Genomic DNA, 21,348 nt, shown 5'->3' with positions numbered 1-21,348 from the left:
GGGCGCACAATTGAACAAGAATAAAAATTGAATTTCTCTCTTTACAAAGATGTAATATTGAGCCACTTCTATTGCCGAATAAACTCAGCTTTGTTTTGACCATCTGGTTATATTTTTACGCAGCCCATCAAGTCCCAAAATATCTATATATTATTATTTTCAGTTTAACTTTTTTCAATATCTCTATAAATAATCTCATCTTTATATTTTTTTCTACATTCTCTCTCTGCAAACTAAACTACATAGTTCATTTTTTTTTCACTAATTCACACCCTAGAGTATTTACTCTTATTTTTTATATGTTATTTTGTAAATAGAAGTAACTTTGAGTTGTATATTTAAGTATCAAAATTATTTCTCATTCAAAACTTAAGTACTTCAAAGTATTCATTTTATTATATTAGGGAAAAATTAAAATGAAATTAAAACATTTATCAATCGCGATAATTGCTGCAAGTTTGCCAATGACTGGTGTTTTTGCCGCAGCAATGGATCGCTCAGGCCAATCTATTTCGGCATTCCTTCAACCTAATAATTATTTTGAAGCTGGTATTTCAGTTTTAGACCCAACTGTTGAAGGTCGAGAAGCGGGAGATACGCCTAAACCATATCGTGAAATCAATGATATGGGAGATGATTATTACTTTCCATCAGCAGCGATTAAATTACAACTAACAGATCAAGTTTCATTTGGTCTTTTATATGACAAACCATTTGGTGCAGATGCTGCATATTCTGGTGAAAATGCTTTCGTTTCATCTGATCACGATACTGTATTGCCTCTAGATCGATTAACCGCTCTGCGCAACAGTACGATTGACTCCACATTTAATGCAATGACTGCACAACAACGCGTTGGTGGATTCCTGCAAGCTCAAGGTGTTGACTTAACCACGGCAAATGGTCAACAGGCACTTCGAGACTCATTGACTAGATATGGTACTGACGCTACATATAAAGCAGGTATTGATGCTGCGGTAAAAAATGTTGTTACAGGCAGAATTGATCAAGGTATTGCAGGAGCGAATAGTACACTCGGTAAGGGCAACACCAAAGTTAAAGTAGATACCCAAAATATTTCAATGATTTTTGGTTTTCAACCTATTGCTAACTTAAACTTCTATGGTGGTGGTGTTTACCAAACCATTAAAGGGAATGTGAGCCTGCGTGGTCAAGCATATAGCTTATATAATGGCTATGATGCAAATATCAAAGAAACTGGCGGCGTGGGTTGGTTAGCGGGTGCTGCATATCAGATTCCAGATATTGCATTAAAAGCATCGGTAACTTATCGTTCTGAAATTGATCATGATGTAAATATCAATGAATCGATTCCTACACTTGGTGCATTAGCATTACTTGGTGATACTGGTACTGCTGCGGCAAAAGCAATTGCTGCTGCCAACGGTAAAACGACAATTACAACGCCACAGTCTGTTAACATCGATTTACAAACGGGGATCATGGCAAATACCATTGCTTTTGCAAACTTACGTTGGGTAAATTGGAAAGACTTCTCAATCCAACCGTTAAAATTTGGTAAAGTTTCTCAAGCAATCGGTGGTCTAGTTAACCGTCCAAATGGTTTTAACTTAGTTGAATATTCTGATGATCAATATACAGTGACGGCGGGTGTTGGTCGTAAAATCAATGACCTATGGTCAGGAACTGTTGCAGTAGGCTGGGACTCTGGTGCGGGTAACCCTGTTTCAACTTTAGGCCCTACAGAAGGTTATTGGAATGTGGGCTTAGGTGTTCAATATAGCCCTACGCCTGCAACATTCATCGCTGGTGGTGTTAAATACTTCTGGTTGGGTGATGCAAAAGCACAAACAGGTGCTCAATCAGGTGGCGATACTTATGTTGCAGAGTTTAAAGATAACAATGCAATCGCTTATGGTTTAAAAATTGGTTATAGATTCTAAGAGTCTATACCAATAAAAAAATCCCACTTTAAGTGGGATTTTTTATGATGACAATTTCAAACATTAAAAATCATAAAAAGAAACTTCGCCCGTTTCCAAAGAATATTCAGCACCAACAACTTTTAATTTACCTTTGGCAATTAAGTTTTCTAATACGGCTGAACCATGGCGTAATTGATTAACTGAAGCAAAAACATTTGATTTTACTGCATGCATTGATAGCTTTTCTAAGTCATCTTTCAACTCAGTTTGCATTAAAATTTCAACTGAAGGACGAACACGGTTTACAATTGACATAAGATTTGCAGAAGGTGGTGTATTCGGGTTCTTCAACGCTTCAATCGTTGAATGAATCGCACCACAATGGCTATGCCCTAAAACGACAACCAAGGGACAGCCAAAACTATCTGCGGCAAATTCCACACTGCCCACTTGCGACGGCGCAACAATATTACCTGCAACACGAATCACAAATAAATCACCGAAACCTTGGTCAAAAACCATTTCTGCTGGAACACGAGAGTCTGAACAACCTAAAATAATGGCAAATGGCTCTTGGCTGTCCATCATTTCAGATCGTTGCTGATGCGTCAAAAATTTAGTCAGATTGGTTTCACCATGTGCAAAACGTTCATTACCCTGTTTTAATCGTTCTAAAGCTTCTTGAGCAGTTAGCATGTCCTTTGTTCCATTGTGTGGAGAGTGTGATTATTTTAATGCCGCAAAATGTGAAAGTCACTGACTAAAAATAAACTCTGTTACAATTTTTGTTATGGAGCGGTTAAGGGCCTAATTTTTAAAAATACATAGATATAATTCACAGTTTAATTAAAATTGTTTAACTAAAATACAAAATAATCTCTATATTAGTTGAGTTGAACCCTGAAACTATGGCAAAAAACTTACAAATAAGACTTTATCGGCAAATGTTGAAAAAATTATGATCATGAATAATATTTTTACTTTATATAATGCCTAGTCTTTTACTCGGAACCCTCTGCATGTCTGAACTGGCCCATAAAAAAATTCTTCATTTTTTAAACAGCATATTGTTAAGTTTGACTGCGATCGGTGTATTGTTTTTAGGTAGTCTTAACAATACAACTGCTGCCACACCAGAATATGTGGATTATTTAAAAATTGTACAAGAAGAACGTGCTTGGGCAGGATTAACGTCTAAAACATTGCGTGTGGGTGATGTTATTTGGTCTTATAGTGAAGGTGGCTCTAAAGATAAGCCAACTGTTTTACTGATTCATGGTTTAGCCAGCAGCCGTGATACATGGAATGATATTGCGCAGTCATTGACCCCATATTACCATGTGATTATTCCAGACTTGCCTTCAGCAGGAAGTACCCAGGTTCCAGCCAATTTTGATTTATCTGTACCCAATGTAACTGAACAACTTAGACGCTTTATTGAAGCTGCACATATCCAAGATAATTTAAATATTGCAGGGCATTCATTGGGTGGAACCATCGCAATGTTTTATGCCTCACAATATCCATTTGATACGAAAAGCTTATTTCTAATGAGCACTGGGGGTATTTTTAAATCAACAAATACCAATTACTTAAGAAATCCGATCTATCTCAAACAATTATTAATCACACAAAAAGGTGATTTAGATTTTGTGATGAAAAAGGTGATGTTTAATCCGCCTTTTACTGCCCGTGTGATTAAAGATGAACAAGAAAAATTATTCATTGCTAAATCTCAAGACACAGCCAAAATCATCAATCAAATTGATGCACTCAATCGACTCTATACCCCTTCAACTTTTACCACGATGTTAAAAAACATTGAAGCACCCACCCTGATCCTTTGGGGAGAACAAGATCAGATTGTAAATGCGGATGTTGCAAATGAATTAAAATCGGTATTAAAACGCCCTGAAACACCAATTATTCTACAACGTGTTGGGCACATGCCATTACTTGAAGCACCTGAACGAGTTGCGGATTACTATTTAAGCTTTTTAAACAAAGTACAACCTTTGCAAAACCCATTGTCTGATCAAACACATGGACAAATTGAGTTCAAAAAATGAAAAATCAACTTATTGAACAATTGATCGAAGCCCAACTTGGCTTTTTAGATCAAGAATTTTCACAGGCTGATACGATTAAAGTTGAGTTTACTGAATTTTATCACTGGTTTAGAAAACAGCCGTTAAAACAAATTTGGTCTTTTGCACAAATTCATGATTTATTGTCAAAGCAAATTTTAGCAACACCTGCAAACAACTTTCTCATTGAGCAAATCGCTGAACATATTCGTTTTGCTTTAATTCATCCAAGTAATGATGAAACGTTAATTGAAGATATTATTCCAGTTACCACGATTGATAAAATCGCCCAATATGTCGCAAGTAAATCGGGTCATCGTCAAGCTTTGATCAAACGTGTTGTCAATAATCCAGCCTTTTCAAGCATGTTAACCCAATTGATCCATCACTCTATTCAAGACTATATTGATAATTCGGTCATGAATAAAAAAGTCCCCGGTGTGGGACGTTTTATGAAAATGGGAAAATCAGTTTTAGAATCGGTTACCGACACGAATTTAGATGATACAGTTAAGCATTATCTGCAAAAAAATATTATTAAAATTAGTCAATTGAGTGAACAAGTCATTAACCAACAGTTTGATGACAATAAGCTTTATCATTTTCAAGCCAATTTATGGCATAAAATTAAAAAAATACCGATTGCTGTGTTGCATAATTATGTTGAAATTAACGACCTACCTAAAACTGTAGGTATGGGTCATGAAATATGGGAACATATTCGCCAAACAGATTATTTAAAGAAACAAGTACATGATGGTGTACTGACTTGGTATGTGCGTAATGAAGAACGCCCTTTTGATTTAATTTTAAGTGATATCAATATTGATGAAGCATTGATTCAAAATGAATTACAACAGTTACTTGAACCTGTTATTCAACAAATGGTTGCTTCTCAACACTTAAAAAACCGTGCACGGATTTATCTGGAAAAATTTTATTATTCAGATGACACTTTAAAGATTCTCAATATTGAAAAAGGCGCATAAAGCGCCTTTTTCATGACTAAACAGATTTAATGCAATTTAATTAAGTTTTAGAACTTATAAATTAAACCCAAATTGTAACGGCGGCCATCCAATACATAATTATAAGTCGCTGTATCTATACTTTTATCAAATAAGTTATAAATACCAGCATTGAACTGTAACACATTGGAAGGTTTATAGTTTAGACCAACATCAATCATTGCATACGCTGGTCTTCCTTTCCCCATCGACGTACGGCTTAAATAGTCAGAAGTTTTACTTCTTACATTTAAACGGCTCCACATTCCAACTTGATCATTTGTTTGCCAATCGAATGTGGTATTAAACATATGTTTCGGCATTTCATTTAATGGCTTACCTTTAAATGCACCGCTCTTTTGTTCAGTATCCGTAAATGTATAATTTGTTGCCCAACGAACATCTGGTGTGATTGCCCAACCCAGAGTCGCCTCTATACCACGCATATTTGCTTTATCGACATTGATACGTTGACTGACAAAATCAAAATTTTGACCTAACCAAGGACATTCAGCACTTCCAGAAGGCTTCTGACAGGTGCGAATTTCAGTAATTTTATCTTTAAACTCACTATTAAATACGGTAAAACCAGCATCTAAATTGTCATTATTATCCCAGTTAATCGATGCTTCATAATTGATACTTGTTTCGGGTTTTAAATCTGGATTACCGACAATCATACCATTTGACTGGCCACCACCTGTTGCCTGTCCCCACCCTGCAACAGTGGCACGTAATGCCGGAGTTTTATAACCTGTTGATACCCCACCTTTAACAATCCAGTTATCATTCAAGGTCCAAACGCCATAGACTTTCGGGCTAAAATGATCACCAAATTTTTCATCTTTGTCATAGCGTAATGAAGCCGTTACCGTGAATGGCTCTACAATATTCCACGCATCCTCAGCAAATAATGCCCAGCTATAGCGATCTAAGTTGGTTAATTTTGAGCCACCAACAACTAACTGATTGCCAAAATCCTCAAGCTCTTCTTTTAAATAACTTCCCCCGAAGCTCAAAGCATGAGAACCCAAATTGATTTGGTTTAAAGTATTAAACGTTGTATTAATTGCTTCCATACTACGGGATGGATTTTCATTTTCCTCACGTTGAATATAAGAATGTGTCTTTAAATCGCCAATTTCACCACGATGAGTCAAACTATATTCGGTACGATAATAATCTGTATATGAGTCTGTTGGGAGCTTACCATTGCGCCCTGGTACATTGGCGATTGTTTTACCTACCGTTTGATCACGGTTTTGAATAGATCGCTGATATTCTAAATCAATGGTATGTTCAGAACTTGGCGTCAAGCTCAGTGTTGCGCCACCTGCACGTATACGTTGCTTATTATAGCCACCAATAATGTCATCTTCATTGCGTTGCGAGAATGTTCCATTCGCCTTTAAGCCAAGTAAATTACGGATTAAAGGCCCAGAAACATATAAGTTTGCTTGATGGATATCCCCAGAATCTCTATTTTCTTGTAGTGTCGTATCCAATTTAACCGAGCTTGTCCAAGTATCTGCAACTTTTTTAGTAATAATATTAATCACACCGCCCATGGCATCTGAACCATATAAGCCTGACATCGGACCACGGATCACTTCGATGCGTTCAATACTTTCAATACTTGGCATCCAACCTTGCTCAATACCCGAGTTATCACTATTTGGTCGAACTGAACGTGTATTCACCTTCTTGCCATCAATCAAAAAAACTGTATAAGCACTTCCCATACCACGGATACTAATATCACTTGAACTTCCACCACCTGTGACGACGACACCAGGAACATCTTTAAGTGCATCCGTTATATCTCTATATGCTTTTTTATTAATGTCTTCTTGCGTTAAAACTGAAATAGATGCTGCTGCTTGTTTCACCTCTTGCTCAAAGCCACTTGCAGTGACAACAATCGTCTCTAATTTGGTTGACTCTGTAGACTGTGGATTGGTTTTATTCGAGTTTTCTGGTGATTCTGCGGCATAGGCAGTTCCCATCATAACGGTGATAATGGAGAGAGATAACGCAGATTGGATGATACGGTTAGTTGACATAAGGTATTCCAAAGAGGCTAAGAATGAATAGACAATGAAGATTTAGATACAATGTGTAATAAAAACACCACAGCATTATAAACAATATTAAGAATTATTCTCATTTTTATTAACCATTCGTTTAATATTTAGTCATTTTTAGGCCTATCTTTAAGTTTTTATTCTATTTTTTAAGCTTCACTTAAGTTTATTAAGATTTAAAATATAAAATTTACGTTTAGCTATACGATATCCATAAAAAAACCTCCGAAATTCGGAGGTTTTAAAGAACAGTCAAATATCTACATTGATATACAGATTATTTGAAGTAAGCACCTTCTGCTTGACTATGGTCAGTCTGATCGACCACGCGTCCGAGTTCAGGAATATGCTCTTTAAGTGTAGTTTCTACACCTTGTTTTAACGTTACATCAATTGCAGAACAGCCTTGACAACCACCACCGAATTTTAATACCGCAGTTAAACCATGTTCTTCATCTTCGACCACTTCTACCAGTGCACAGTTTCCGCCATGCCCTGCCAATCCAGGATTGATCTCTGCCTGAAGAATATAAGTAATTCGTTCTTCCATAGACGCATCTGGACCAACACGTGGTACTTTCGAGTTAGGTGCACGGAAAGTAAGCTGTCCACCAAAACGGTCTTTGTTGTAATCAATTACAGCATCTTTCAAATATGGAATCGACGGTGTATCAATAAATGCTGGAAAATCAGGATAATCTTGTTTGTAATCTGTTGGAGCAATTTCATCAGGTGCACTGTATGCCATACAACATTCAGCACGTGGAGTACCTGGATTTTCAACAAATACACGAACGCCAATTCCTGGAGTATTTTGCTTCTCCAAAAGATCTTTTAAATACTCTTGCGCATTGGGAGTAATCAATAAATTTGGAATTTCTTCTGCAACCGCAGTATTGGTGTTCTCAGTCGACATAACTCTATCCTCAAGCTGAAGTCGGTATTTTAACTGAAGATGAGGCTGAATGAGTGAAAATCAACTAAAATTGTCGGAATTAACTTAAAAAGATGTAAAAAATATAATCTACGCAAATTTCAACATAAAATATTCGCGTAATAAATGAATATAAATCATACACAAATTGATATTTACTGCATTTTAGCCTATCAACAAATCGCGCTTTAAAACGCACAAAATGACACCAATGAAACTTTTTATAAATGAAATACTAAGCTTAATTTAAGACATTTTTAGCACTAATTTATTCAATTTATACGACCAATTTATCTAAATTTTGTCAGAAAATGCCACCCAAATATTGAATATGGCATGGATAATGTATACATCTGTATATTAATGATGAAATAAAACGAGATATTTTGCATGTCCAGTTCAATTGACGGTTTACAGTTTCCAGTTCATCCAAAGACTCAAAAAAGTAGCAGCTCGCAAGTCGGTAAAGAAATCATTGCGGAAGCACTTTCCTTGGTGGATCATCTCAGCGCACAGCAAGCTTTAGATGAAAAAAACTGGCGTAAAAATTATCCAGTTTATTTTAAGGCATTGGTCGAACATGGGATTCGTTCAAGTCATAACGCCATCACTATTGCCAAACAAGGCTTGCACAAAGCCCAACACAGCTTTGATTTCTTTAGAGATGGGCAACGCTATTCTTTAAAAGATATTGGTACAGTTCCAGTACTAGACAAGATTCAAAGTGTTAGTTTTAAAGGTCATTCAAATGATGACGTTGAATGGTTTGTACCCTATCACGGGCAAAAACTACAAGGCGAAGCGCTATATCAGCAAATTCAAAAGTGGCAAGATACTGGCATTATTGAAGCCAGCCATGCAGATGCGCTCAGAGAAGTGATTGCTCATCCCGAATGGTTTGATTTATCGGATCGTACCTTAGTTTTATTTGGCGCAGCTTCAGAGGCAGGCCCATTAACATGGTTATCGAAATGGAAAGCCAATATTGTTGCCGTTGATCTACCCAATGAACGCGTTTGGGAGAGAATTCTTAAAGTCATTGAAAATGGCAATGCCACATTGTATGCACCTAGTTTTCAAAAAATCCTCAACACCCATGATATTGACGAATTAAAAAGCAAACTTGGTGCAAATTTACTGACCCAAATTCCAGAAATTACACAATGGCTTTGTGATAATCCACACAAGTTAGATTTGGCCTCAATTGCTTATTTGGATGGTGAAAAACATGTGCGTGTGTCGATGGCAATGGACACGATCATGAGCCATGTTAGTGAACACAAGAATGATTCATCACTGATGTATATGTGTACGCCTACAGATGTTTATGCAGTACCTGAAGAAGTGATTGAAGGTTCAAACACAAAGTTCAAACATAGATCAAAATTTGAAACTGTACTCAGCAAAGGGATTGCAACCCTTTCCTTAAAGCAATTCTTTAAGCACCATGATCAACAATTGATTCGCTCTGACAATGGTAAATTCTATGGGATTGCTGATTGTCTGGTGGTTGAACAAGGCCCTAATTATGCATTGGCAAAACGTATCCAACAGTGGCGTGCAACTTTAGCACGACATCAAGGGCAACATGTCAGTATCAATATTGCACCATCCACGACGACACATTCGGTCACCAAGAATCCGTTGCTTAAAGCTGCGTTTAACGGTGCAAGTTTATTTGATGTAGAAGCATTCCGCCCTGAAACCACCAATTCAATTATGGCAGCGCTTTGGATTCATGACTTAAGAAATCCGAAGTCTGTTGCAAATCCAGAAACTGAGATGGGTCATCCATTAGAATTAATGATGGAAGGCGCAAATCATGGTGGTTTATGGCGTGTCGCCTATCTTGCTCGCACAGCCTTACCTTTTGCTGCAATTTATGGATATGCCAGTGATAAATTACCGATGCAAAAGCTTTTAACCAAGTTTAAAAAGTAATTCTTCAGGTTTAAATCTCTTTAAATTAAATGCCCAGTGATAAATTTAGCTGGGCATTTAAGTGTACGAGCACATTTTTAAATCTTATTAAATTCATAATAAAAAGCATAAGCGTTCCCCCATGGCGCCAAATAACATACACAATGCAGCGATCCTTTAATGCCTTAAATATGCTATACCAATGTAAACGGTTCAGTCATTCTAAAATGATTGACAGTTTTCTAACGATCGTTTAAAAACCTATAAAACAACCAATGAGAGAACAACAAATGTCAAATCTACAAGGAAAAGTCAGTCGTGAAATTCGTGGTCATATTTTTTTAATTGGCTTAGATCGTGCAGATAAACGCAATGCTTTTGATAGTCATATGATTCACGACCTATCACTGGCTTTAACTGAATATGAAAATAATCCAGAACTACGCTGTGCGGTGGTCTTTGCACATGGCGATCATTTTACCGCAGGATTGGACTTGGTTGAGTTACAACCAAAATTAGCCGATGGTGTTTTTAATTTTAGCGATGATATTGTGAATCCTTGGGGAACTATTGGACGTCAAAGAACTAAACCATTGGTAACCGCAGTACAAGGCTATTGTTATACCGCTGGTATTGAATTGATGTTGAATTCTGACATCGTTGTCGCCAATGAAAATACTCAATTTACCCAAATTGAAGTACAGCGCGGTATCTTACCGTTTGGTGGTGCAACAGTACGTTTCGTCCAAGCCGCTGGCTGGGCAAAAGCCATGAAATATGTGTTAACTGGTGATTTATTTTATGCACAAACAGCCTATGAAATGAACTTAGTCACTGAGGTTGTTGAGGATAACCAACAGTTAACACGTGCCATAGAGCTGGCTGAACGTATTGCCAATGCTGCACCACTTGCCGTCCAAGCGGCACTGCATTCGGCACATCAAGCCTTTTTACAAAGTCCTGAAGTCGCATTTGCAAATCTACAAAATCTACTTAGCCCTTTACTTGCCTCAGAAGATGCGCAAGAAGGTGTAAGAGCAATGATTGAACGTCGAGCACCACAGTTTAAAGGCAAGTAAACCAATCATAGTGATATACGGCGATAATCTAATAACTGTGGGAACAATCATGCAAAATTTAAAGTACTCAACTGAAGTCCAACACTTGAATGGCAATAGTTTTACCAGCCAAGCCATCAGCTTTAAGGCACGGGATGGTTATGTATTGGCTGGCGTACTTTACACGCCAGTCAATACATTCAAAGCAACTATAGTTGTCTCCAGTGCAACAGGTGTCCCACAAGCATTTTATCGCCGCTTCTCTGAATATACCGCACAATTGGGTTATCAAGTACTCACTTTTGATTATCGTGGCGTGGCCAAATCTGCGCCACGGCAATTAAAAGGTTTTAAAATGTCATATCTGGATTGGGGAACATTAGATTTAGCAGGTGCAATTGACTACAGTTTTAAACAAGATATGCCCCTATTTTTAGTTGGACATTCTTACGGCGGACAAGCTTTAGGCTTGACACCGAATCACGACAAGGTAAGTGCAATGTATTGTTTTGGCACAGGTGCTGGCTGGCATGGCTATATGCCATTGAAAGAAAAAATTAAAGTTCAGGTAATTTGGAACTTTATCTTTCCACCTATGGTGGCGATTACAGGTTACTTACCTTGGAGTAAACTCAATATGGGTGCAGATTTACCTAAAGGGGTTTACCAACAATGGCGTAGATGGTGCAAAAATCCCACTTACTTTTTTGCAGATCCTGAGCAACAAAATTTGCATGAACAATATGCCCAAATTAAAACGCCGATTTATGCAGTGGCCGCTTTAGATGATGATTGGGCATTGCCAAATTCTCGTTATGCTTTTATGCAACATTATAAAAATGCGCCCATGCACTTTATCAACATATCCGCAGATGAATTTGGTTTAAAACAGATTGGACATATGGGCTATTTTCGTCAAGGTTCGGAGCCAATTTGGGATAAAATGTTAAATACTTTCGAGACATTCATCCACGATTAATTTTAACTCCATAAGCAGCAAGGTCATCTATGCGCCCACAAAAACTTAGGCCTGAACACATGTTAAATACCTGTGCTTTGCAATTTAAAGCACATGGTTATGCAGGGACAAGTATGGAGATGTTGGCAAAAGCATGTGGACTCAGTAAAGCATCGTTTTATTATTATTATCCCAACAAACAAGCCTTATTGATGCAGATCTTAGCGCACACTCATCTTTATTTAAATCAATCCTTGTTTAAACTCGAAGATTTTGCTGTCGTGGATGCAAGTCAACAATTTCAAATCATCCATGATAAAGCTGTTCATTTTTTTAGTTATGAAATAAAAGGCTGTTTAGTTGGGATACTGTCCTTAGAGGCAAGCCATATTTCTTTAGAAGTCTTGGAAAAAATCCGTGAAATTTTCCAAGATTGGCAAAATGCCTTGTATCAATTATTTCAACAAAAAATGGATCAAGCCGATGCACAAATTTTGGCAAAAATAAGTGTGGCCGATTATGAGGGTGCGATTTTAATGTATCGACTGAATAATGACCTGTTCTATTTAAATCAAGTCAAAGCGCGAATTTCTCAACAACTCGCCCTATAATACTTGACTGATTTGCAATTTCTTGGTGAACATTAAATGATAAAAAAGATCAAATATAGTTTTTTAGCTTTGCTTTTTGTGAGTCTATTCAATACCGCTTATGCACAATGCAATCAACAAGATCAACGACAAGCTTATCAATGTATGCAACAGCAATTAAAAACAGATAAAGCGAAAATAATAGGGTCTGTTGACAATTCGTCTACGTTTACGACTACGTGTGTTTTTTAGGCGGCACTAGGCACGAAATATGAAATTTAGTCATTCTAAATGAATAGTTCGTAACGACGTAGCGGCAAAAAACACGCTAGTCCCCCGCTGCGCCTTGCGCTGCAAACAAAGCAGTGCTTTGTTCTTGCTCAGGGTTGTGGCTAAAATTATCTCAGCCTCCGTTATGAAACTTGAAAATAGTCTCGCTATTCTCTTCGTTTCATGCCTTGCCTGCTCAATTTTAACCTACAACGCAAGCCGTTTATGAAATGCCAACAGACCCTGAGCTATATCAACGCATTTATCTGCAATACGATGATAACAACAAGTTATTACTAGAAAAATCACAAAAAGCTTGGCTTAATTATCGTGATGCTCAATGTAATGAACTCATGGGAAGTCTTACTTATGGTGCTTTGGGATTGGCATCAGGATTTGCACATTTAGATTGTGAAATCAATTCCACAACATTTCGACTAAAAGAGTTAAGCAGTCTAATTGAAAATCAATAACGATCTTTAAATTCGGCTTTATGTTCTATGCCTTGATGATCAACATGCGCATAGAACACCCCATAACGTCCGACATAGTATTCAAGTGATTGTTCATGATAGCTCCAAAAAATAGACCATTCGCCAAAATCAAAAGAACCGATCTGACTTTGGGTATTCATTGGCATTTTACTAAGTACATCATGTTGAATATGCCCTGCTTGAGAAAAATCTTTGGTCTGTAAAGCTTGTTCAAAAAACAGTTGCGCCGCTGCATCAAATAAACGTTGGTCTTCATCAGTGACCGGCTTGGCGGGGCTATGTTGCTCCTCAAGTACGGTCGGCTGCTTTACTTGAACTGTAGTGCTTATTGCCTCTTTTACTGGGGCTGAACCCGCCTTTTGTCGCTCTTCTGCAATCATCTGTTTAATCAGCTTAGTTTTTTCGGGCAGTTCATGCTCTTCTTGAGGATTTTGAACCAATTGAGATAATGCTTGTCGTTGTTCTTCAAAAGCTGCATTAATTTTTTGTTTAGCAACCCATCGCCATAGCACATATAGCGTGATCAAAAATAATAGCACCAGAATAAATTTCAACATAGCGTAATCTCAAGCATATAATACGCCCCAGTTCAGACTCATGAGCTAAGTTTAAAGCTGAGTATTTTGATTGTTTTTTTAATAGTTTACCCAGTAAATTGTATAACTATCTCACTAGAGATACCCAGCTTAAACGTAACAATTGTTTTCTTTATATAGATCAACCAGATCTCTTATTTTAATTTTGTAATGCTTTTAGATCACCTGAAGCAAATACGATCCCTTTGCCTAGCACCTTTTTGAGTATTACGGGTTTTCCTATATTTATATATATCGGTTGATCATCTTTAAGCGCTTTTAAAGCAATTTTCTGAATAAAAATCTGATCATTTTTACGATACAGCTTTACCCCACCTTCATCTGAAGCCATATAATGAACTTTCACATGATAGATTTGTTGTAAATCTGGCATCCACACAATCACTAAATCACCGCCACGTTCATACATACTGTCAAATACAATGGTATCTGCATCCACTTGCTCAGATTTAACACCAACATAACCACTTGCATCCACCTGTTGATCGACTAAATATAATGATTTTTTAGCGCTCAATTGTATCCCATAGGCCGAATAATATTGTTCTCGATCTTGCTTTTTACTGGTACAGGAATAAGTTTTTAATACGACTTTTGTCGAGCGCAATTGATAAGTTTGAGGTGAAAATATGTCTTCATCATCTTGATGGCATTGTTTTGCAAGCTGCGTTTGAATATTGAGTTGTTGAAATTCTTGTGCATATATAGATGACGTGATCACGACACTACAAATGAATAATAACTGTTTGATATATTGTATTTTCATTTCAATTTTCTATATTTTAGGATAAGCCGTTATCTGTTATATATCATTTAAAAATAAATGATCAGTTTTATCTGAATTCTACTAGGGTCTGTTGAAAATTCGTCTACGTTTGCGACTACGTGTGTTTTTTAGGCGATACTAGGCAGGAAATATGAAATTTAGTCATTCTAAATAATGAGAAACATCGTTTCGCAAGGTAACACGTAGCGGCAAAAAACACGCTATATAACGCATATAGCATGTTTTATTTTAAATTTATTATTGCAATGTTTTAAACTGCGCTAAGCGTTGTTGCTGCTGTAATTGTTGTTCAAATTCAACTCTCCCCTTCGCTACATAATTTTGTAAACCCGTCTGATCAATAAATGCTTTTTTATCACCTGCATTCAATTTGGCTAATTTCTGCTTCATATGGAAACGATCCGCTTTATTGGCAAGAAAAATATCTGCATGGATTGCATCCAAAGTTTTAAATGTGTGACGTATGTCTGAAACTAGATTTGGATAATTGTTATTGTTTAACAAATAATAACCGCCCGTAAATAAACTGTCGGCATAGATGACTTTATAATTTTTAAAGTGATAACGGATATCTGTTGTCCAAGAGGTTGCACCTGGTAAATGGCCTGGCGTTGCATGTGCTGTAAAGATTTGACGACCGAGCTTTAATTGTTGCCCATCTTTGATAATGATATCTACAGCTACAGATGGAAAAGGCAATTGCTTACCTAAAGCGAAATCAGTCACGCCGCCATTTTCTAGCATTTCGGCATTGGCAGCACTTGCGACCAATTGAGCACCACTCCATTGTTTTAATTTGGCAAACCCACCAGCTTGATCTAAACGGGCATGACTATTAAGTAGATATTTTACATCTGTGATTTTAAACCCCAATTTTTCAATATTGGCTTTAATCTGCACTGCCGACTGATCAATCCCACTATCAATTAAAACCAAACCATCACCCGTATCAAACAGTACCGAAGATAAATTTTCAGTACCGACATAATAGACATGATTAAAAATTTTAAAGGGCTCAATGGGTGTATTCCACGATTCAAACAAACTCATTGGCGGTGCATCGGTCAATGCTTGCTGAGCATTTAATGGGGCTGCTTGAGTAAATTGAAAGCTCATTGTGATCAATGAAATAACAATGGATTTGAACAGATGCATATAAGCGATCCATGCTAAAAATGAGTCGCCCATACTTGATTAAATCACGATATTTATCAATTTTTTAATGCCTAAAAAACAACTCAATACATCTTAAATTGTAAATAATATTTGCAAATTGTATGCGAGTTTTTAAAGGACTAATTTAAAACCTTGTCGGCAATTTTATTACTGACCTTAATAGCCAACTGATCGACATAATCACTATAAAAATTTGCAGCAATCAAAGTGACTGCAATCGCAGTTAACCCTGAGCAGATTACCGCAAGAGAATAACTCCAATGCCAACTTAAAAATAAGTTAAATAGTGGAATACAGATTAAATACAGCATCATTAGATGTAATAGATAAATAGAAAAAGATAACTTTCCTAACCAGACTAAAATCGGGTGATCTAAGCCTTTAGACAGTAATGGACTCATCAATACACTATAAACAATTAAAATCCCAGCGATGAAATTACTATAATCATAAGTATTCTCTCCTAAAATATGATGAACCCAGCTATAGGCTGCACTGGTATTATGTGCACCCGCCAAATATAGGCCAATCAATAGCATAGGAATAGCTACAACATTTGGGAGTGGCTTGGCATATAAATAAATATAGATACCAATAATAAAACTGGAAATCCCAAAACTAAAGCCTTGCCCTCGCCAAAGAAATGCAAGACAAGGAATTAAAAGTGAGCCTAGCCAAAAAGCAATATGTTTATAATGATACAAATAGAGCAGAAAAAATAATGCAAATGAGCCCATAAGCTCAATCGTCATCGTCCATAACACCCAGTTTATATCACTTTCCGAGAATAAAAATGCGCCTATAGTTCCTTCATATACTGCATGTTTAAAACTAAAATCTTGTATCGCAAACGCATGCAGCCAAGCCCCCACATGACTACTATCAATATGGATGACTTTAAGGACCAACCAAATGATGACACATGAAGTCAGTGCTGGAATCATTAAACGTGGATAGCGTTTAATCATCATATTGTTAATTTTTGCATGGAATTGTTGAGGGCTTTTTAAAATCGCATAACTGAGCACAAAGCCACTTAAGACAAAAAATACAAAAACAGCTGCATCACCTGAGTAGAGAAAACCAAAAGGCAAATGATGTATGGCATACACCCAAGCCAAATCTGTTTTCTCATTAGGATCAAAATGATGTAAAAATGGAAAAAAACTCATTGCAAGATGAGAAAATACGACAGCTAAACAAGCTAAACCTCGAATACTTTCTGCCGAGTTTATTTTTGCGGACATCTATGTTTCCCTGTGAAAACAAAAGCCCCAACCTGTGGGACTTTTGCTGACTAAGCCATTAGTCAATATATGTGATGCGACCATCAGCATCATGATGAACTGTAGCGATTTTTTGCTGACGAGAATGTATAAGATCATCCACATTCAGATTGAAATGCTCGGCATATTCTTGTGTAGATTTAGCTTCTGCTTCTTTTTTGGTCTTCGCTGGAACAAAGTTACTCCATAACCACAAAGAAATCGCACAAGCAATCAACGCAAATAATCCGCTTTCTAATGCTTTTGCAAAAGCATTAAAGAAATAATGTACCAGTTGTGGTTTCTCAAGTGAAAGATATCCTACTAAGATGACAATAGGTCTCCAAAGCAGTAACCAAAATGCCCACAGCATAGCCGTCATTGTCGTGGAGAAATAACGACGATGCCACGGTAACTGCTTACGTACATCAATAATTAAAGAGTTTGTTTTCATATTCGTATCTCAAAACTTATTCTGACTAAAATGTTAGTCATCATGTCGCATACCACGATCTGGGCTAACCCAACGTGCTCTTTTACTTTCTCCACGTAAAAGAACTTTTGGAAATGCAACAATACTTGCCGTTACTGTAATCAACCAAAATACAAAGGGATACCAAATCATCCAATAGTAGTTTTTCACTAAACTCGATTCGTAACGACTATCCATCCACTTACTGATTGCGAACTGCAGTAAACAAGTTGTACCGAGTAAAATACCTGTTCCCATCGGTAATAATGGAGAACTCATTGCAGGGAATCCTGCATACGGTAGCAGCAAATGCAAAATCCAGAAAATCACCATAATCAGCATTAAATATGACCAGACTAAGGTGAGGATCAGCTCAATAATCAAAGGCCATAGAAAATTCAGCTTCGGTTTAAATAATACATCAAAATTCTTAATTAAAACTTGAGCGCCACCCATGGCCCAACGTAAGCGTTGTTTCCATAGACCATCAAAGGTTTCTGGCATTAAAATCCAAACCAAGGCATTCGGTTCAAACTTTACTTCCCAACCCGCGCGATGCAATTTCCAAGTAATATCGATATCTTCTGTCAACATGTTTGGTGACCAATAGCCCACCTCATGTACAGCACTTTTACGAAATGCAGTGATCACACCAGAAACTGTAAATAAACGACCAAAAGTACGTTGTGCACGTTTAATCATACCGACAATTGAAGAAAATTCGCCAACTTGAATCCGTCCAAGCAAAGTCGAACGGGTACGAATACGTGGATTACCTGTCACCGCTGCAACGGTAGGATTATTGAGAAAATGACGAATCATCCACTGTGCAGCATATGGATCAAGTAACGCATCACCGTCAATACCAATTAAAAACTCAGCATCGGTAAGCAAACTGCCCGCTTGTAAAGCCATGGCTTTACCTTGGTTTTCAGCCAAATGTACAACGCGAAGCTTGTCATACTTCAATGCCAACGCATTTAAGATTTCTGCAGTATTGTCAGAACTCCCATCATTAATCGCAATGACTTCAAAGTTTGGATAATTCAACTTCAATGCATGACTAATGGTCTCATCCGCATTGTCTTGTTCGTTAAAACACGGCACAAGCACAGCAACTAAAGGATATTCTTCCAATGTTGGCGGTTGAGTATATGGCGGCTCTTTACGTTCTTTCCAATAGAAAATTAAAGCGCCTATCATCCATAGATACGACATAAATAATGGATAATAGAAGATAAAGTTTAATACGGATTGCCACTGGTGTTGAAATGCACTCATATCAGACCTTAAGGAACCAATCGTTGTGGTTTAGAATCAAATACTTTACGCATTTCAGCAGTATTTGGATGATCTTCTATTGGATCATCTGGGTAGTAGCCCACATGCATCACACCTTGTTGATACAAAGACTGAATCGTTTGAGCAATTTCCGAGGTTGGAATCTTTTGATTATTACGCCAGTTCACTGCTTGTAACTCAAAAATCGTCTTTTTAATCCCATTCGGTTGTTTCTTCACGTTTTGTACTAAATCTTTATAAAACTTAGTTGCATCTGGCGCCTGTTCCATATACGGCATTGCCATAATTGCAGTAAAGTCATAATTTTTAATCGATTGTTCTAAAGACTGGGCATACCAGTTTTCCGAATATGCTGAAAGTGCAACTTGAGCATATAAGTTACGTGCAGTCAGTAAGAATGGTTGGTAATAACGTGCTTTTTGCGCCAAATCCATTGCAAAGTTATCAATGGTCTTGGTTTTAAAATCAGTCCATTTTTGCAATTTTGCATCATCATTACGAATTTCTTCTAAATCGGCTGGTAAACCAATTTTTTGATAGGCTTTAATCGCTTCTGGACTAGCATCTTCATAATCTGAAAGTGTTGCATCATCATGGAACAAGATACCATCAAACGTCGTCGATTTTGCTAAATCCTGATATAGGCCTTCAATTACTTTACGTGCTTCTGGTGAATATGGGCTTAAACGATGATATCCCATATTTAAATGATCGCTGTCTTTGGCTTGCTGGGTCACCACCACATCTTTAGATGCAGGATTTGAAGCAGGTAAGTCCCAAGCCAACAAAGGCATCCACGCATATAAACGACTCACATGAGTACGCGTTTGAATCTGCCATGCAACACGGTTAAACAAATCTGCACGCATTGGCAGATAACGATTTGGGAAATACACCATATCGGCTGACCCATTCGCATCTGGATCAGCGAACGCCTGTAAGAATACCGTGGTGACATTCATTTCACGAATACGGTCTAACAGATGACCTAAGTTTTTCTCTTGCTGTGCTTCATCTGGATCATAGATATAGTCTAAATCCACATGCATGACTTTTTGTGGGCGGTTATTGTCAGTAAAGTTCATCTGACGGCTTTGAATTTCTTGTGCCAAAGAATCCGTGGTCATATTGCCTTCGACAAGAATACGGTTCAAATGACCTAAGGATTTTTCAATATGGTCTGGACCATCATCTAAGCTAATAGTAATCGGCATACCGACTTTTTTAGCCAAAGCAACTGCTTCCATATTATAACGACCATATGGCCACACCATCACACGTGGTGCTTTCAAACCATGCGATTGTAATAATTTATTATTTTTTTTCAAATCACTAAAAATACGATCTGCATAGACTTTGTCAGATTCATAGGTTTTACTTTTTGGATCGTATTCGCGTGTGACAGCGGCAGGCTCAGAGTTGCCCTGAGGATTGCCTAAAATACCACGATGTAAATTATAACTGTGGCTACCAATTTCTACATAGCCACTCTTTTGCATGGTTTTAAGTTCATCCCAAGTCAAAAGTTTTTTACGTGCTAATTTTTCATCTCCAAATTGAACCATTTCGTTGGCTTTAGGTTCTAACCATGAGCCAACGACAGCGAGTACAACAGGAATTTTACGTTGTTTAATGACCGGATATGCATATTGATAAAAAGATTGATAACCATCATCTACAGTCAACAATACAGGTTTGGTGGGTAGTTTATATTTACCTTCGTTGGCTTTAATAATCTGGTCTACATTGACAAAATTATAGCCATTTTTTTGTAGCCAATCTAAATGCAGCTCAAACTGTTTCGTGGTCACAGCATAGTCTGGAATCACAGCATCATGGTTCGGCGTAATTTCATGATAACCAATAATCGTCAGCGTATTTAAATCAATTTTAGGTAATTCATGCTCGATTGGAGTTTCAGTAGCAACTTGGTCTACTTCTGCCATTGCACTATTATAAAAGGACGAAAACAATAGTGTTACGCATATCATCGCTGAAGGAGAAAAGTAACGGCTTAGCATATATTTAAATACTCGATCATCATTGTTTTAAATCTGAATCCGTCCGTAGTACATCAATATTGAAATACTAAAATCCTTTTTCAAGACGAATTGAGCCAGAGGTTTTACAACGATGATTTAAAAGAATAAAACTGAAACGAACCTTAAAAAATAACTCTGAGCAGAATTATTTATTTATGACATTTAAACACTTTTAAGACAAAAGTATTGTAGATGATTGTTAAGTATTGAGCAAATAATAAACAAAAAAATAAAACGATTGTGTTTAAAATCACACTATTAGCTAAATATTAAGCGCATAAAGTCGGATTCGAATGATACTTTTATCTGAGTAATATATACAGAAATCAAGAAGACTCTCTCAACATCACTAACATAAGACAGTGTAGTCAATAGATGCTTCATTAGACATAAAAAATA

18 protein-coding genes are annotated in these 21,348 nt (G+C 37.1%); 8 read left to right on the top strand and 10 right to left on the bottom strand.

All coding sequences use genetic code 11. From position 1 onward, the window contains the following. Positions 1-416: 416 nt before the first annotated feature. The gene (locus ACZ5QH_RS04685; protein ID WP_209826718.1) at positions 417-1,925 is read left to right on the top strand and encodes a long-chain fatty acid transporter; all 1,509 of its coding nucleotides are present in this window, start codon (positions 417-419) and stop codon (positions 1,923-1,925) included. 63 nt (positions 1,926-1,988) lie between these two features. Here the strand turns inward: ACZ5QH_RS04685 and ACZ5QH_RS04680 are convergent, their stop codons facing one another. Next, positions 1,989-2,603, bottom strand: a complete 615-nt coding sequence (locus ACZ5QH_RS04680) for a carbonic anhydrase (protein ID WP_004722639.1) — start codon at positions 2,601-2,603, stop codon at positions 1,989-1,991. 323 nt (positions 2,604-2,926) lie between these two features. Between ACZ5QH_RS04680 and ACZ5QH_RS04675 the strand changes: the two genes are divergently transcribed. Together ACZ5QH_RS04675 and ACZ5QH_RS04670 are read left to right on the top strand one after the other, a co-directional pair. After that, complete coding sequence (locus ACZ5QH_RS04675; protein WP_303577115.1) at positions 2,927-3,976, top strand: alpha/beta fold hydrolase; 1,050 nt, start codon at positions 2,927-2,929, stop codon at positions 3,974-3,976. Continuing rightward, the gene (locus tag ACZ5QH_RS04670) at positions 3,973-4,983 is read left to right on the top strand and encodes a hypothetical protein (protein WP_303577114.1); all 1,011 of its coding nucleotides are present in this window, start codon (positions 3,973-3,975) and stop codon (positions 4,981-4,983) included. Before ACZ5QH_RS04675 ends, ACZ5QH_RS04670 begins: the two co-directional genes overlap by 4 nt. Positions 4,984-5,030: 47 nt before the next feature. Here ACZ5QH_RS04670 and ACZ5QH_RS04665 read toward each other — a convergent pair whose 3' ends face one another. Beyond that, the gene (locus ACZ5QH_RS04665) at positions 5,031-7,064 is read right to left on the bottom strand and encodes a ligand-gated channel protein (protein WP_303577113.1); all 2,034 of its coding nucleotides are present in this window, start codon (positions 7,062-7,064) and stop codon (positions 5,031-5,033) included. A gap of 298 nt (positions 7,065-7,362) precedes the next feature. After that, complete coding sequence (gene nfuA, locus ACZ5QH_RS04660) at positions 7,363-8,001, bottom strand: Fe-S biogenesis protein NfuA (protein WP_004819478.1); 639 nt, start codon at positions 7,999-8,001, stop codon at positions 7,363-7,365. A 408-nt stretch (positions 8,002-8,409) separates the two neighbouring features. On the opposite strand from nfuA, the gene ACZ5QH_RS04655 reads away from it, so the two are divergent. From ACZ5QH_RS04655 to ACZ5QH_RS04635, 5 genes are all read left to right on the top strand, one after another. Beyond that, positions 8,410-9,960, top strand: a complete 1,551-nt coding sequence (locus tag ACZ5QH_RS04655; RefSeq protein WP_303577112.1) for a hypothetical protein — start codon at positions 8,410-8,412, stop codon at positions 9,958-9,960. 269 nt (positions 9,961-10,229) lie between these two features. Beyond that, positions 10,230-11,018, top strand: coding sequence for a crotonase/enoyl-CoA hydratase family protein (locus ACZ5QH_RS04650; RefSeq protein ID WP_270382714.1), 789 nt, complete (start codon positions 10,230-10,232; stop codon positions 11,016-11,018). A gap of 49 nt (positions 11,019-11,067) precedes the next feature. Continuing rightward, positions 11,068-11,976, top strand: a complete 909-nt coding sequence (locus tag ACZ5QH_RS04645; RefSeq protein WP_303577111.1) for an alpha/beta hydrolase family protein — start codon at positions 11,068-11,070, stop codon at positions 11,974-11,976. 29 nt (positions 11,977-12,005) lie between these two features. Next, positions 12,006-12,566, top strand: coding sequence for a TetR/AcrR family transcriptional regulator (locus tag ACZ5QH_RS04640; protein ID WP_303577110.1), 561 nt, complete (start codon positions 12,006-12,008; stop codon positions 12,564-12,566). A gap of 479 nt (positions 12,567-13,045) precedes the next feature. Beyond that, positions 13,046-13,288 (top strand): lysozyme inhibitor LprI family protein, encoded by a 243-nt coding sequence (locus ACZ5QH_RS04635; protein WP_216076340.1) that lies wholly within the window; start codon positions 13,046-13,048, stop codon positions 13,286-13,288. Here the strand turns inward: ACZ5QH_RS04635 and ACZ5QH_RS04630 are convergent. The 7 genes from ACZ5QH_RS04630 to pgaB all read right to left on the bottom strand — a co-directional run bounded on the left by ACZ5QH_RS04630 (position 13,282) and on the right by pgaB (position 20,928). Further along, positions 13,282-13,866: a CBS domain-containing protein gene (locus ACZ5QH_RS04630; RefSeq protein WP_303577109.1), complete on the bottom strand. Its 585-nt coding sequence runs from the start codon at positions 13,864-13,866 to the stop codon at positions 13,282-13,284. The two genes, ACZ5QH_RS04635 and ACZ5QH_RS04630, sit on opposite strands and share 7 nt — an antisense overlap. A 178-nt stretch (positions 13,867-14,044) precedes the next feature. Continuing rightward, positions 14,045-14,671 (bottom strand): hypothetical protein, encoded by a 627-nt coding sequence (locus tag ACZ5QH_RS04625; protein WP_303577108.1) that lies wholly within the window; start codon positions 14,669-14,671, stop codon positions 14,045-14,047. 258 nt (positions 14,672-14,929) lie between these two features. Continuing rightward, entirely contained in the window at positions 14,930-15,847 is a 918-nt protein-coding gene (locus ACZ5QH_RS04620; RefSeq protein ID WP_303577107.1) for an HARLDQ motif MBL-fold protein, read from the bottom strand. A 140-nt stretch (positions 15,848-15,987) separates the two neighbouring features. Further along, positions 15,988-17,115 carry an acyltransferase family protein gene (locus ACZ5QH_RS04615; RefSeq protein WP_303577106.1) on the bottom strand — a complete coding sequence of 376 codons (1,128 nt, stop codon included), beginning with the start codon at positions 17,113-17,115 and terminating at the stop codon, positions 15,988-15,990. A 58-nt stretch (positions 17,116-17,173) separates the two neighbouring features. Then, positions 17,174-17,587: a poly-beta-1,6-N-acetyl-D-glucosamine biosynthesis protein PgaD gene (gene pgaD / locus ACZ5QH_RS04610; protein ID WP_004819458.1), complete on the bottom strand. Its 414-nt coding sequence runs from the start codon at positions 17,585-17,587 to the stop codon at positions 17,174-17,176. Positions 17,588-17,620: 33 nt separating this feature from the next. After that, positions 17,621-18,886: a poly-beta-1,6-N-acetyl-D-glucosamine synthase gene (gene pgaC / locus ACZ5QH_RS04605; protein ID WP_303577105.1), complete on the bottom strand. Its 1,266-nt coding sequence runs from the start codon at positions 18,884-18,886 to the stop codon at positions 17,621-17,623. An 8-nt stretch (positions 18,887-18,894) separates the two neighbouring features. Beyond that, a complete protein-coding gene (gene pgaB, locus ACZ5QH_RS04600) occupies positions 18,895-20,928 on the bottom strand; it encodes a poly-beta-1,6-N-acetyl-D-glucosamine N-deacetylase PgaB (RefSeq protein ID WP_004819455.1) in 2,034 nt (677 codons plus the stop codon). Positions 20,929-21,348: the final 420 nt, after the last annotated feature.

The organism is Acinetobacter sp. Ac8, assembly GCF_055392545.1.
Note: the sequence above shows the minus strand (reverse complement) of the source record. Positions and strands in the feature narration are given on the sequence as shown.

Excerpts from the sequence above, each read along its gene's own strand:
- ACZ5QH_RS04620 (WP_303577107.1), bottom strand. The coding sequence starts at position 15,847 with ATGCATCTGTTCAAATCCATTGTTATTTCATTGATCACAATGAGCTTT.
- ACZ5QH_RS04665 (WP_303577113.1), bottom strand. The coding sequence starts at position 7,064 with ATGTCAACTAACCGTATCATCCAATCTGCGTTATCTCTCTCCATTATC.
- pgaB (WP_004819455.1), bottom strand. The coding sequence starts at position 20,928 with ATGCTAAGCCGTTACTTTTCTCCTTCAGCGATGATATGCGTAACACTA.
- ACZ5QH_RS04650 (WP_270382714.1), top strand. The coding sequence starts at position 10,230 with ATGTCAAATCTACAAGGAAAAGTCAGTCGTGAAATTCGTGGTCATATT.
- ACZ5QH_RS04675 (WP_303577115.1), top strand. The coding sequence starts at position 2,927 with ATGTCTGAACTGGCCCATAAAAAAATTCTTCATTTTTTAAACAGCATA.
- ACZ5QH_RS04625 (WP_303577108.1), bottom strand. The coding sequence starts at position 14,671 with ATGAAAATACAATATATCAAACAGTTATTATTCATTTGTAGTGTCGTG.
- ACZ5QH_RS04680 (WP_004722639.1), bottom strand. The coding sequence starts at position 2,603 with ATGCTAACTGCTCAAGAAGCTTTAGAACGATTAAAACAGGGTAATGAA.
- ACZ5QH_RS04635 (WP_216076340.1), top strand. The coding sequence starts at position 13,046 with ATGCCAACAGACCCTGAGCTATATCAACGCATTTATCTGCAATACGAT.
- ACZ5QH_RS04615 (WP_303577106.1), bottom strand. The coding sequence starts at position 17,115 with ATGTCCGCAAAAATAAACTCGGCAGAAAGTATTCGAGGTTTAGCTTGT.
- nfuA (WP_004819478.1), bottom strand. The coding sequence starts at position 8,001 with ATGTCGACTGAGAACACCAATACTGCGGTTGCAGAAGAAATTCCAAAT.
- ACZ5QH_RS04670 (WP_303577114.1), top strand. The coding sequence starts at position 3,973 with ATGAAAAATCAACTTATTGAACAATTGATCGAAGCCCAACTTGGCTTT.
- pgaC (WP_303577105.1), bottom strand. The coding sequence starts at position 18,886 with ATGAGTGCATTTCAACACCAGTGGCAATCCGTATTAAACTTTATCTTC.
- ACZ5QH_RS04630 (WP_303577109.1), bottom strand. The coding sequence starts at position 13,866 with ATGTTGAAATTTATTCTGGTGCTATTATTTTTGATCACGCTATATGTG.
- ACZ5QH_RS04685 (WP_209826718.1), top strand. The coding sequence starts at position 417 with ATGAAATTAAAACATTTATCAATCGCGATAATTGCTGCAAGTTTGCCA.
- pgaD (WP_004819458.1), bottom strand. The coding sequence starts at position 17,587 with ATGAAAACAAACTCTTTAATTATTGATGTACGTAAGCAGTTACCGTGG.
- ACZ5QH_RS04655 (WP_303577112.1), top strand. The coding sequence starts at position 8,410 with ATGTCCAGTTCAATTGACGGTTTACAGTTTCCAGTTCATCCAAAGACT.
- ACZ5QH_RS04640 (WP_303577110.1), top strand. The coding sequence starts at position 12,006 with ATGCGCCCACAAAAACTTAGGCCTGAACACATGTTAAATACCTGTGCT.
- ACZ5QH_RS04645 (WP_303577111.1), top strand. The coding sequence starts at position 11,068 with ATGCAAAATTTAAAGTACTCAACTGAAGTCCAACACTTGAATGGCAAT.